The 12766-nt window shown below is 56.4% G+C and carries 15 protein-coding genes; all 15 read right to left on the bottom strand.

Features of this window, described 5'->3' with window-relative positions; translation table 11 throughout:
- Positions 1–77: 77 nt before the first annotated feature.
- The 15 genes from JHX88_RS07560 to JHX88_RS07490 all read right to left on the bottom strand — a co-directional run bounded on the left by JHX88_RS07560 (position 78) and on the right by JHX88_RS07490 (position 12746).
- Positions 78–233 (bottom strand): hypothetical protein, encoded by a 156-nt coding sequence (locus tag JHX88_RS07560; RefSeq protein ID WP_176011440.1) that lies wholly within the window; start codon positions 231–233, stop codon positions 78–80.
- Between the two features lie 14 nt (positions 234–247).
- Positions 248–403, bottom strand: coding sequence for a hypothetical protein (locus JHX88_RS07555; protein ID WP_176011439.1), 156 nt, complete (start codon positions 401–403; stop codon positions 248–250).
- Entirely contained in the window at positions 400–3312 is a 2913-nt protein-coding gene (locus tag JHX88_RS07550) for a hypothetical protein (protein WP_076525955.1), read from the bottom strand. The genes JHX88_RS07555 and JHX88_RS07550 overlap by 4 nt, the downstream gene beginning before the upstream one ends.
- Complete coding sequence (locus JHX88_RS07545; RefSeq protein ID WP_076525953.1) at positions 3309–3650, bottom strand: hypothetical protein; 342 nt, start codon at positions 3648–3650, stop codon at positions 3309–3311. Before JHX88_RS07545 ends, JHX88_RS07550 begins: the two co-directional genes overlap by 4 nt.
- Positions 3647–3796 carry a hypothetical protein gene (locus JHX88_RS07540; RefSeq protein ID WP_176011438.1) on the bottom strand — a complete coding sequence of 50 codons (150 nt, stop codon included), beginning with the start codon at positions 3794–3796 and terminating at the stop codon, positions 3647–3649. Before JHX88_RS07540 ends, JHX88_RS07545 begins: the two co-directional genes overlap by 4 nt.
- Positions 3793–4446 (bottom strand): hypothetical protein, encoded by a 654-nt coding sequence (locus JHX88_RS07535; RefSeq protein WP_076525951.1) that lies wholly within the window; start codon positions 4444–4446, stop codon positions 3793–3795. The genes JHX88_RS07540 and JHX88_RS07535 overlap by 4 nt, the downstream gene beginning before the upstream one ends.
- Positions 4447–4473: 27 nt before the next feature.
- The gene (locus JHX88_RS07530; RefSeq protein ID WP_076525949.1) at positions 4474–4911 is read right to left on the bottom strand and encodes a DUF5681 domain-containing protein; all 438 of its coding nucleotides are present in this window, start codon (positions 4909–4911) and stop codon (positions 4474–4476) included.
- A complete protein-coding gene (locus JHX88_RS07525; RefSeq protein WP_076525947.1) occupies positions 4904–5101 on the bottom strand; it encodes a hypothetical protein in 198 nt (65 codons plus the stop codon). Before JHX88_RS07525 ends, JHX88_RS07530 begins: the two co-directional genes overlap by 8 nt.
- Positions 5098–6162, bottom strand: a complete 1065-nt coding sequence (locus JHX88_RS07520; RefSeq protein ID WP_076525945.1) for a bifunctional DNA primase/polymerase — start codon at positions 6160–6162, stop codon at positions 5098–5100. Before JHX88_RS07520 ends, JHX88_RS07525 begins: the two co-directional genes overlap by 4 nt.
- Positions 6162–6503 carry a hypothetical protein gene (locus tag JHX88_RS07515; RefSeq protein WP_176011435.1) on the bottom strand — a complete coding sequence of 114 codons (342 nt, stop codon included), beginning with the start codon at positions 6501–6503 and terminating at the stop codon, positions 6162–6164. Before JHX88_RS07515 ends, JHX88_RS07520 begins: the two co-directional genes overlap by 1 nt.
- A 319-nt stretch (positions 6504–6822) precedes the next feature.
- A complete protein-coding gene (locus JHX88_RS07510; RefSeq protein ID WP_141225823.1) occupies positions 6823–7470 on the bottom strand; it encodes a hypothetical protein in 648 nt (215 codons plus the stop codon).
- A complete protein-coding gene (locus tag JHX88_RS07505) occupies positions 7467–8762 on the bottom strand; it encodes a site-specific integrase (protein ID WP_076525939.1) in 1296 nt (431 codons plus the stop codon). Before JHX88_RS07505 ends, JHX88_RS07510 begins: the two co-directional genes overlap by 4 nt.
- 301 nt (positions 8763–9063) lie before the next feature.
- Positions 9064–9549: a hypothetical protein gene (locus JHX88_RS07500; RefSeq protein WP_076525937.1), complete on the bottom strand. Its 486-nt coding sequence runs from the start codon at positions 9547–9549 to the stop codon at positions 9064–9066.
- 654 nt (positions 9550–10203) lie between these two features.
- The gene (locus JHX88_RS07495) at positions 10204–11049 is read right to left on the bottom strand and encodes a polysaccharide pyruvyl transferase family protein (protein ID WP_076525935.1); all 846 of its coding nucleotides are present in this window, start codon (positions 11047–11049) and stop codon (positions 10204–10206) included.
- Positions 11050–11051: 2 nt separating this feature from the next.
- Positions 11052–12746, bottom strand: a complete 1695-nt coding sequence (locus JHX88_RS07490; protein ID WP_176011436.1) for a glycosyltransferase family 2 protein — start codon at positions 12744–12746, stop codon at positions 11052–11054.
- Positions 12747–12766 lie beyond the last annotated feature (20 nt).

Here is a 12766-nt window from a genome sequence, read left to right as displayed (position 1 = left end):
GTTCAAATGAAAGATAGCCAATCACCGACCATATGGCGAGAGGGCAGGCATGGGCCTGGGAAACGCCCTTGCCTATTCTATAAGTGCCAGAGGCATGACGGGATCATGACCAGCCGCTCGCCGGGATACTGCGCCTGCAATTCTTCCGCCGACACATCGTCCAGTCGCTCCACGACTCTGATCGGGCGATCACGTGCCTCCAACTTTTCCAAGCGCCGCTCGAAGTTCTTCATTGGTTTGCTCCTGCTCAAAGCGCACGATCTGCGTAATCGATGACGACCACCTTTTCGCCGGGATAGCGGGCCTGCACCTCTGCCTGCGTTTCGCCGGGTTCCGCAATCAAGATACGGATCGGCTTTTCGCGTTCTTCCAGGCGTTCCAGCCTGCGCTCGAAATTCTTCATTCGATAGCCTCCTTGATTTCGGGCACGGCCCATAGGTTCAGGAATTCTTTCACGCCGGGATGATTGCCGAAGGGCAGCAACCGACGCCCTGCGGTGACCTCGCCTGAGCCGAATTCCCCGGTCAGTGCGCCGCGTGCCAGCATCGCAGCATTCTCCAGCGCGCCGGCGGTTGGTCCGGCAAGGGCGCTCGACGTGTTGCGCACCTGGTAGCGCGAGGCTCGTTCGGGATCGTCATCCCCGGTCATGAGGGCGAGCAGGTAATACGTGCCCGGCGCTCCAAGCGATTCCGCGATATTGTTCATCTCCATCACGAGGGGAACGACGCCGGATCGGTCCACGCCTTCCGCCAGCCATGTTCCGGGATTGTCGCTCGGCTCGCCATCATAGCTGAGCGCCTTGAGCCAGTAGACGAACATTCCCATGCTGGACATCAACAGGGCGTTCTGAATGAATCGCGCCTGATCCTCCTGGAGCCCCACCATCATGGTCTTGCGATGCGAGGCCAGCGCGAAGGATTTGAACTGCATCGCAGGCTTGAGAAACCAGTATTCCTCGATCAGGGGCATCTTGTCACCGATGCCGGGTGTGACGATCACCGTATCCGCCTCGCCGCGCAGGGCTGCCGAATAGATGCGCCGGATATCGGCGGGCCAATGTTCCAGGCCGGGATCGACAATCCCGTCGATCTTCGTGGCATGCGCCGCAAGCTGCCCCTTGATCTTCTCCCAGTTGGCCGACGTGATCTTGAGCCGTTGCAGCATCCGCTGATCCCGTGTCGCGAGGCCATTCTCGGCCATCCGCAGCATCCGGGCATTGGCGAGATAAACGACGGATTCTTTCAGGAACTGGTTCCAGTGCAGCATGCCGGACAGTAGGCCCGACTTTGAACCCATCCAGCTCAGTGTCTCCTCCGCGCGGCCTCTGCGGGCATAGGGATCGGTGATATCCGCAATGCGCATCAGGCGATTGTTCAGGAGAACTTCGGCAATGCCCGCCGCCTCCGCTGCCTTCTTCTGCGACACCCGGAAGCCTTTCAGATCGCGCATCATCGGCAGCAGCGCATCGCGGGCGACCGGCGCGATACCATTGGCCATGGTGATCTTAAACACATCCGGCAGGGACGAGCGCACCACGTCGCCAAGAGCACGGATGTAGTTGTAGGTCATGGCCATCTGCATGGCGCGGTAAGGCCTGGACGCCCGTTCCTTGGCTAAATAGGTGCCGCGCACCATGTCTCGGGCCGCTTCAAACGAACGGATAACCCGCTGGCCTTCATCGTGGATGGCCTTGCGATCCTTCTCGGTTTTCGCCGCATCGCGCAGGGCGTCATATTCGCTGCGGATTTCCCCGATCTGGTCCTTCATGTCGGCGCGACCGAACCTGCGGGTCAATTCGACTTCTGCCGTCATGATCCGGGAATAGCGGTTCATCACGAATTCAGCGTCGTTGATCAGGAAATCCTCGAAATCGACATCGGCGACATTGAGTGTCCGTTCTTTCAGCGGGCCGCGCGCCTTTACCGTCACCCGCATACCGTCCAGCGGGCTGTCGGCGTCCACGAGCTGGTGAAATACGTCCTCGGCGGCAACACGGGCGTAGGTATCAACCTCATCCGCAGAGAGCGTCGGATCGGCCCGAGACATATCGCCGGAAAACTTGGCCGAGAGACGATCCTGGAATTCCCGCGAGCGCGCCACGATGCGGTTCTGGTCCCACATGCGGGTGAGATAGCTTGCCGCCGTGGTGGGCCGGACATCCTCGGGCAGCTTGCCCATCCTGATAGCTTCATCCTTGAGCGGATCGACCACGGATTGCCGCAATCGCTGCGCCGTCTGGCTGATGGCCTCATGCTCAGGATCAGCATCACCGCGCCGCATGGCAGCCGCCACACGCTCCGAAAACTCCCGACGAGACAGGGTGCCGCCGGAACTGGCGAATGTCTTGAAGTCTTCCCGGAACGTCTTGGCGATGACAGCCTGATACCTGTCGTTCTCGACATCCACCACCCGCTCAACGCTTGGCTCCATCCCGAGACGATCCGTGCCGGAATAGGCGTATTCATTCGCAATGAGAGCATCGCCGTATTGCCTCGCTTTCGGGCTCTGGGCCTTGGCGAAACGATCCGTATAGCTGAGCCCCGACACCGGCAGCCCGCGCACCCTCTCGGCTGCTCGCGTGGGCAATGCGAAGTCGGTCAGTTCCGGCCTGATCGGCACATCCGCCCCGGCGGCAGCGGGTTCTCGCAATTCCGCCTCAATCGCCTTGCTGGTCGCCTGGAACGCTTCCTTGCCCTCTGCCGATCGCGACAAGGCTATACCAGCGGCACCACCAAGGATGCCCCCGAGAATGACGGAGCCACCGATGGCAAAGGCGCTTTCCTCTGCCGTCCGGGTTTCCTGCTGAGATTGCAATACAGCCTCCACAGTCGCCGCCTCAGTGCCCGCAACGCCTGCGGTGGACAAAGCAAGCCGTCCTACCGTTGTGCCGGTCCTGACGCCGCCTGCGAGCGCACCGAAGGGCACCAGGGACGGAACATCGGCCACACCGGCAAGCATCTGCGCCGCAAATCCCGAGATACCCGCCTCTTGCAGCATTCGGCGATCTGAGTTCTCGCGATCAATCCGGGCTTTAACCGCACCCACCTCGATCATCGTTTCGGCATCGAGAAAGTTTTCGAAATACGGCTCATACTCGGTCCCGGCAATCTGATCCCACACATTCACCGATGGCGAGGCATGGATCTCGGATAGCGTCGGCTGGCTGTTGATATAGGCCGCCGTGGACCCGACAATGTTCTCCGTGCGGAACGCGGGGCCAAGCGCATCGAGGAAACCGACATCGGCATCCACGCGGCGCGGGGTTTGCGGGAAATCGGACCGCGCTACAGAGGGCGTGCTATCGACGATCATGATTGACCTCCGTGATTGATGGGATCGAACGTGCCCGGCTTCGGATTACCCATGAAATCGCGGTTGAAAGAGAGTGCCGCCGCCGGTTTCCGGGCCGCGTCAATGCGGTTTCGCGCGACCTCGGCCTTGTAGCTGGCATCGCCCGCCAGCTTCTTCGCCGTGAGTTCCAGCGCCTGTTGCACGATACTGGCCACGAATTCCGGCGATACATCGTTATTCTTGTCGTCCTGTGCCTTGGCCTTCGGTTTCGCGACCGGCTTGTGCGGCGTGGTGATCCCGGCAGGTTGCGCCAATTCACGCTGCCTGCCGCCTGAAACCAAGCTGAGAGGGTTTTTCATTTCGGTTTATCCTTGTTTTGAATGCATTCCTGCGCTGATTGCTGATCGTCATCCGGCATCCATGCGCACCATTTCCGCGTCGACATGATCACGGTGCGGGAAACGGGCCGTTGTTCGACCCGCTCCTGATTGCGCTCGGCTGTCATGCCGCCTCGCCATCTGGTTTGCCGTGCAGTTCCTCATTCCGCACGCGGCGCTCCGCAGCCTTTTCCGCATGCTGCTGGATGACCTGCTCGATGATGCTGATATGCGGGAAGCCCTCGCCTGGCAGTTCCGGGCCGGGTTGATGCGGATACGCGCCAGCGCCGTTGCGGAGCGGGGCGAGTGCATTGTTGAGCCAGGTGTGGATCGATTTGCGCCCCAGCACGTTGGAATCCCAGCCGGGCGCCAGTTCGTATATCGCGAGCTCGATTTTTTCTGCCTCGCGCAGGTCATCCAACAGTTTCTCGGTAGCCTTGGCAATTTTCGGCATCTGCTTGGCCAGCCTGTCGCGCAGCTTCGCCGCTTCGGCCTTGGCTATGTCCGTTTCCGGCTTGGCGGCGTCCATCAGTTCCTGACGGCGCACCAACAGATCGCGCGCCGTCTGCGCCTTCTCGATCTCCTGGTTCAGCCACCAGATTTGCCCCTCCGCCTCGGACGATTTCGCCTGGCCCCGCGCGGCGGCTTCGGACATCCTGTGATTGGTGATGGTGTCGGTCAGGTAGACAGCGCGTTTGCGTTGTGCCGCAGTCATCTGCTCGCGCAGATCGGCCAGCGTGTCGTCCAGTTTTGCAATTTGCTGTTGAGGGTTTTGCATCGGAATGTTCCTTGTGTTGATGCGGGGTCAAGTTTTGGAATTTTCGAGGATCGCGATCCGCGCCTCGATGTCATTGGTCTCCAGCGTCTTGCGGAAGCCTTCGATCAGCCCCATAATGCTCGCGCCTTCCAGCGGGGTGATTTCCCCATCGGACACCGCGCGCAAAACCGACTGTGCGGCCTTCACGGCGTCCTCTGCGCCCGACATGGGCGGCAAGTCGAACTCGACGGACTGATCCTTCCGGGCAGGCGCGATCCGTTCGAGACAGAGGCGTAGAGCGGTCGTGTCGCCCTCCAGCGCCGCGTCGATTGCCCGCCGGGTCAGTGCCGCAGCTTCGCCCTGCAGCATGGCCTCCACGGCCTGCGTGGTCTTGTGGCGGGCGCCACGTGGCCGACCGGGATTGCCGGGGGCAAACGTGCCATCGGAATTGCGGCCCGTTTTTTTGCCGTTGATACGGTCAGTCATTGCCTGCCTCCTGACGCATGGCGAACTCCAATCCCTCAGCGGCGCTTTCGAGGAACATGGCCGCACCTGACGTTTTCGTCTCGCCTGCTTTGTATGCGGACGCGGCATAGATCATGCGCAGCGCCTGGTTCACGTCGCGGCTGACACCCTGAATCGCCGCGAGCATGTGCTGATGCTTGGGAGTGATCATGCCGGTGCCTCCAAATGAGACTTCCCGGATTCGCCCACAATCATAATACACCCTCTCCCCTGCCTCTTAGGTGCTGAGAGAGAATAGAGACCCGATTGGCGCTTGGCCTTGCTCGGTGGGGCGAGTTCCACCAGAAACCCACGATCCAGAAGCACATCACGGGCATGTTCGATTTGGCGGCGAGGCCATGCCGGATTACCTGCGTCGCTCATCGCACGCGGGGCGAGATTGAACGCCTGACGGTTTCTGTGCCAACGCTGCAATAGAACATAAAGCCCATGCGCAAGCGGCTCATCCATCAGCAGCTCATCCATGATCCTGTCTCCTTCGGTGAGTTGCGGTTTTTTGAGGCCGAGATAATTTCGGCCCATGGCTTCGTATTTCCATGCAGAGCGGGCGCAGCGTTCGGCCTCGGAACTGGTGAGAGGGTCTGGAAAGGCGGCATTCCATGTGGCGCAGGCATCGATCAGGGTCTCCACATCGTCACAGTGCCGCGCCTGGGTCATCGCCCAGCGCCAGAGGGTATCGTTGCGCTTGCCATTTCTGACGGTCTCGGCGGCGTGGGCTTCGAGGGCATCCGGCGGGATCGTCGGCAGGTTGGCGACATCGGACAGGCTGCCCTTGGTGAAGGCATAGGCGGTGCCCAGATCATCGCGCCAGGATGGAGGGGCAATGGTGAAACCGCTGCCCAGAACGTCAATCGGCTGGCCGTGGAATGGCCGGATTTGGCGGCCTTCACCATTATGGCGATACCATAGCTTGGCCTTGCCGCTGGCCGTGCGAATGACAATCGGGGTTTCGCCGAACTGTTTGAGTGCCGATGAGATCCATGCATCACCGACGGCATCGACATCAATCTCGGTCAGGCCGGATGGCTTCCCCATGACAATGCCAAGGCCATCAGCTGCGCCCAGCTGGTCAATTGACGCCCAGAGCCGCCCGCGTCGAGGCGTAGCATCCTGCCAGCCTTTCACTGCGGGCCGCTTATTGCGGGTATCCACCGGAAAAACCGGAATCCCGCTATCCGCATATTCGGCGGCGTTCTGGGCATAAATTCCCATCAGGCATCGCTCCGCGCATGATGCTTCCGATGGCAAGACCGGCACCAAAACTTGACAGACAGCGGGGCGAGATAATCGTCGTGGTGAGCATCTACCGGCCCCGCAGCGCCGCATTTCTCGCAAGCGTCGGGGCGCTTTAAAATGCCGTTACGGATGGCATTATCCGTGGCGACATGAGCCCATCGCTTGAGCGGGTTGCGCTTCCGCCATTCAGCCTGGGCGCGATAGGCTTTGCGCGGCGTGGCGTTCGTGGTATTCTTCTTATGACAATGTTCCCGATCCGCCGTTCCCGTTCCTGCGGGGGCGGCGTTCTGTTTTTCAGTGGGCGAGGCGGACATCATTATGCGGCCTCGCTCGTACTAACGACGACAGGAGTGGTTCGTCCTTGAGCCCATTCGAGAGCGTCGCACCAACGGTAAAGCACACGCGGGCCAAACTTAGAAAAAGCGGGCCCGCCGCCGCGCGTTGCCTTCGTGGCAAGTGTGGCGGGGCTGACGGGAAAACCCGCCGCGGTGAGAGCCTCTGCGGTTTTGACCCGCGTCAGAAGCGTATCCGGGGATATCGTCATTTCTGATCCTCATCATTTGCGCGCGATGGATTGCGCTTGTGATGGATCAGTCATAGCAACCGGGTCTGATACGACCGGACCAGCCTTATCAACTATTTCGTAGGCTTTGAAATTTTCTGCCTGATTGAAGTTTCACTGTAACCTGTCGAAGTTGCCCCAACGAGCGTTTGTGCGACGGCTGATTTGCTCCAATCTGGATGGCGCCGCCAGATTTCGTCGGCCTCTCCTTGGAGCTGACGCTCATTATCCTTGCGGTCTTGATGCCTCTCATCATTTAGCCATTCCAAGGTTGGTCTGGTCTTTCCAAGGCCGAGTTTCTGTTTCGCGCCACGCTTGGCACTTTGGATCAGCGGCTCTCCGGCAGGCGTCATTGCCCCGAGAGCAATGAGTTGCTCATGTAGTTGGCCGAGCGACATGGATGCCGACAGGAACGTATCGAGCAGTTTTTCCTTGTCAGGTAATTGTGCAAGTTCCGAGCGAATGTCACGCACAACGGCGGATTGCTCCAAGAACATCAGCGCGACATGGTAAACGGAACCTTCGCCACATATCCTCTCGGCTTCCTTTGAGTTTCGAAGCCCAGACTTGTGCGCAAGATTGACAAGACACGCGCGCACCTTCTCGAAATGTCCAAGATGGTCTTCAACAGAAGTAACCTCCCGGCGAGGTGGCAGAACGTCCCGATGTGGTGCGGGTGTCTTTGGCGTCTTGCGGCCCGCGTTCAGTGGATCGATGCTCATCCGCGCACCTCATCAAGGTTGATGATCTCTCCGGTCGGAACAGGCTCTCCCATCGCCTCGGCAATCTTGTCGGCCACCTTATCCGCAGCCGCCAGCAGCACCGCGTCAGCATGGTGAGTATATCTGGACGTCACCGAGCCCGCCCGATGTCCGAGCAGGGCTGCGATTGTCAGTTCACTCGCCCCACCATCGGCAGCGACGCTAGCAAAGCTATGCCTGAGCACATGCGCAGTGACATCTGGAGGCAGGCCAGCCACCGCGACGATCTTTTTCATATACTTGGGAAGGCCCGACATAATCGTATTGCCGCGAGCGGGGCGGAATACGAGTGCACCGGGTTCCCCGCGAACCATAGCCTGAAGTACGTCGCAGGCCCTATGCGATAGTGGCCGGATACTCGCGCCGGTTTTGGTGTCATGCAATGTTGCCGTCCTGGTTTCCAAATCCACGGCACGCCAGCGCAAGTTGAGCGCCTCGCCTCGCCGCCAGCCGGTCAGCGCCAGGAACCGAACGCAGGCAATGGCATCGGGCCAGATCGCCCCATGTTCCGCAACAGAAAGGCCGTGCAGTGCATCGCCGAGCGATTTATATTCCGCAGCGGAAAGACGTCGGTTGCGCTTGCCATCTGCGTATCTTGTGACACCGCGCACCGGGTTGTCGTCGCGCCAACCTTTCTCTTGAGCATATGTGAAAAGTGCCCCCAAAAGACCAACTGTCCGCGATGCCGAACCCTTGCCGCCGCGAACATTCGAGATGGCCCGCGGCTTGTCCAGCCTCACCCGCCGATGCGTTTTCCCCTCTGCCACAGCGGCCATGAATTTTTTCACATCGTTCCTGGATACGGCAGCAACCTTCATCGAACCGAGAAGCGGCTTGATATGTGCATCAATCCGGCTGCGATCAGTTGCGATGGTGGAAGGCTTCTTCGCGATGCCTCGCCTTGTCAGGAGTCGCCCGTTCTCAGCATCGGCCATATAGATGTCCGTCAGATCGGAAATCGTCGGCGCTTCCCGCTTGTTTCGCCTGTCGGCTGCCGGGTCCCTGCCCTGTGCCACCTCCCCAAGAATGCGCCGGGCTTCCTCGCGGGCTTCATCCGGCGTCCAAGGCGAACCGTGTCGGCCAATCGTCTGCATACGCTGCCTGCCCTCCGCAGTTCGGTATACGACGATATAGGATACCGCTTCGCTACGCTGGCGACGCGCGCCAAACCCTGTCACCGACGCGTCGTAAATCGTCTGCCCACGCTGTAGGGCGCGAATATCGCGCAGACCAATTCGCTTTCTTTCGGGCATTGCGCTCTCCATCCCCTAGCTAGCACGAAATTTGCTAGCTAGGCCGCCTCTAGCTAACATATAGCTAGCACATTTCAACAAACCGGCGCAACGGCGAGCAACTAAGATCAATAATTAATTGATGTTTTACAGGTAATTAAACAGATATACGCAACTCCGAACCAACAAGATCAACTCATAGAAATTGCCCTCCGAAGGCAGAGGCCAAAGGTTCGAATCCTTTCGGGTGCGCCATAAAATCAACAACTTAGAGCTTTGAATTTTCGACTTCGGTCCTGTTTTGGTGCGAAAATGAGTCATTTCACCCCCGCATATCCATAGCCTTGACGGCTGTTGCTTGATGATTCGAACTGTGGTGTCCGTAGGTGCGCTCGATGGTCTCGGCGCTGATCGAGAAATACCCGGCCGCGTCCCAGATCGTCGCCCCGCGCTGCAATGCCCAGGTGATCGCAATGTGTTTCAGAGTGCGCGGCGTCACGCCCGAGAGGTCAATGTTCACCCCATGCAACCGGGCGAGGATTTCCACCTCGCTCCAGGCACTCACCCATGCGTTCTTGTCGTCCTTGACCGTTTCCCGGCGCAATTTACCGTCACGCTCGATGCGGCGCTCAACGATGTAGATGCGGCCGTTACCCGCCTGCCAGCGAAGTTGGGCGGGGTAGCGGCTCGGCAGCCGGGCCGGTCGTTGGCGCTTGTGGGTTTCTACCTTCTTTCCGGGCTTGCGGTAGAGGACACCGGTTCTCGTGTCCACATGGCCGCCGACAGGACTTGGCCGGTCAATGTGCATGGCTAGGATCGTTTCCTTCCGGCTGCCGGTATAAAGGCCATGCAGGATGAAATCCGCCAGATGCCTGCCGTCGCGGTTCAGGGATCTGGCTCCACGGATCAGCCATGCGGCTTCCTGCCGTGTCAGTCACCGTACGCGGCTCGGCGGCTTGTCCTTCGGTGCGTGGATCAGGCAGCCCTCTCCGTGGCAGTAATTAATCGCGGCCTGCAGGACGTTCAATTCACGCCTGATCGTTCCGCTGCTGATCGCGTCCTGCCCTTCTTCGTCCTGCTACGCGCATATAGGCGGCAGGCCTCGCCCTTCACATGTGCCATGGTCAGATCGTTTCAGAATTGGTCTAGGGCGTCGATGGAACGGGCGCGGGACAATTGCCAATCAGCCTTCCCTCATCACTGCAGCCACATGGCCCGTTCGATGGCTGTACGCGTGCAGATCGACGAAGCAGCTTCTTCCACAAGATCGCTCGACCAGCGCAATCGGCTCCATGCACCTAGAACACATTCCTCGCCAGATAGAGCCCGACCGTGATAACCTCTGACATGACCGTCCTCCTTTGTGGATCATCGCAGCCCTACCTTGGCGCTGAAATGCCGTCGGAGGGCGGTCACATCATCAGAGCCGTGTAGCTCCCATCACATCATTTCAATATCACTCTCAGAAGGCAGCTTTAAGCGCATCGGTAAGAGCCACCTTATCTGTCTCGGAAACCGTGAACGGAAGCACAGCAGGATCTTTCGAGGTTAATGCAGTGAGTTCATCAATCCCTAGACGTGGGAAGATGTTTCTTCCGAAGCCACTACAGTAATCAGCAAATTTATAGTCATGTGATTTATGGCTCTTTATATCCAACCAATAGCAGGGAACTTGAAAGCTGTCTGCTACTATGAGGCCATGCAAACTAGATGATACGATCCCTCGACAAGAAGATATTGCCTTCAGGACATCTAGCGCCGGAGCAGTTGGATCGATGAACATACAATTATTATCTTGTGCCGCCTCCCGAATTTTTGGCGAATTACGGTGTGAAAAATGTGGAACAATCCCCCATATGTGCGTCTTTTTCTGAGGTTCAACAAGTAAATCAGACAGCACACCTGGATCACCCAAGGGAAGATCATCTTTAAGCCCTAGGGCTGTGCGTGTTTTTACCCCTCTAACTGCCAGCGGATTAAGACAAGTATGCAAGCGCTCAATATCTTCCTCCATCAGGCCGCTGCCCCAAATCAGCAGTTTGCTACTACGTTTCGCTCGTTTAGCAGCTTTCGAAACCTGCGATAAGATGCTGCCGATACTTGCCAGATCACATCTATCAGGTTCGGCCCATTCGACAGGGCGTTGGAGAATATGCGAAACGAGAAGTGGCCCGAGTTCGTCACCAAAATTTCCGGCCGCTCTCCCCCCTCCCCTACGAAACCAGTAGACTTGTAGCGCTTTTGAAGTTGCTGATCTGGTATTCATTTCATCTGCACTCATTAGATTCTTTATTTTATACAAAGTCATCTCTACTTCCCAGATACAGGCATCTCGCCAATCGCATCCTTCAAAATGCGGGAGATAGATTCTGATGCTGATTCCGCAAGGTTTAGCTGTGAAATTTGCCGCTCAACGTTCTTAGGTTGATCTATATTTATAACGATAGTACCCGGATGCTCGGCAATAAACTTATTAAATCTTGAAAAAGGATCGTCTATTTTTCCAGACGCAATCATCTCTTCGACATCAGCTGCCGTCTCGCCCCCACTAAAAAGAGTCTTCAGAGCAGGAAAGCCTTGCCTTTTCTTTTGCATATATTTCGCGCGGCTATGCATTATATACTCACCAAAGCCATCCAAAACTGATGATCTATCGCGCGTGATAAATACAATCACTTCTTCGTCGAGAGGCCAATCCGTTTCAGGGCTGGTCATGGTAAAGTTATCAAAATATCGACAGCCAAGTTGTGTCGATCTATCATTCTTCTTGGCGCGCTTTAATCCCTCGACTAGATGGGTGATAGGGCGTTTATCAAAATCCTTAGCGTACCAAAACATAGCAGCATTATCTCGACAGCTCTCAGCCAATCTTTTTACAATACTTGGTGTGTCCCGCAAGCCAATAGTTGTGACACTCAGAAGAACAGACTTCGGAATATCACCCGTTAGAATACTTTCGGAGACCTTCACTGGCGACATAGTCTGCACCAGATGACGTGATTCAGAGATTTCTGATTCAGTGATATTACCTTCTGTGCAACGCTTCAGTATATCCCTCAACTTATCTGATGATTCGTTCTTTAAAATTTCTTTCAATCGATTTTCGCTACTTGCGACAGCATGATGATGAAGATCACTCAACTCCTTATCAGATTTCAGTCGCTTTAATTTTGCTCGGAATTTCGGAGCGAGTTTAGAAAGCCGAAGGTCAAGTGCCTCATTTTTATCCGCTGATTTCCAATAATCAACGCCATGACGGCTCGAATTCATCAGGCCGTCACCTCTAAATATCTTCAACATATATTCATCTAAACTCTTAATCATAAAATGGGCCACCTCTGCACTTTCCCGAAGAATCTTATTTTTCCCGCCATTCCAAGTGAGTATTTCGGGATCTATTCGATTCCCGTCAGGGTCGATCCATAAAAATTCTTCCTCGCTCGCAAGGCTTTTTCCCTTTTGCATCACTTTTTTTGGAAAATGAATTGCAAGACGCAGGTTCTTATTTTGCTTAAATAGCGTCTTAACACCGGATTTCGGATTATCCGAGACATCCATAGAATAGGTAAATCGATCGATAGCCGGGCGATCTTTAAACGTAATTTGCTTGGATGATCCAAATATTCGCCACGGGATAACCATCATCGTTGCATTTCTTGCCTCCATGGATGCGATCAGAGATTTAACATCAAAAGGCTTTTTTTTGACTGCAAGAAATTCATCTGCATCCAAAACCATAACATAATCTGATGACCTTACCTCGTCGGTTGCGTTAGCCATTTTCAGAGCATGCGAATGTGGTTTTTTTCCAAGCGGCACTTCGTTTAAATAATAATAAATTTCGCCTTTTTTATGTAGCCGTGACAACATTTGATGTGTTCCATCAGTACAGTCATTTGCGAAAACAACTATACGATCGAAACCAATTGATCGATGATATGCGACCCATTCCAAAATATAAGGCGCTTCATTCTTCATTGACGTAACTATGGTCGCTATAGTCATATACTCAAACCCTCTCTTGT

Origin of the sequence: Paracoccus saliphilus, from assembly GCF_028553805.1 — a bacterium.
In the GTDB taxonomy this organism is placed as follows: domain Bacteria; phylum Pseudomonadota; class Alphaproteobacteria; order Rhodobacterales; family Rhodobacteraceae; genus Paracoccus; species Paracoccus saliphilus.
This window is presented reverse-complemented; position numbering and strand designations above follow the sequence as displayed.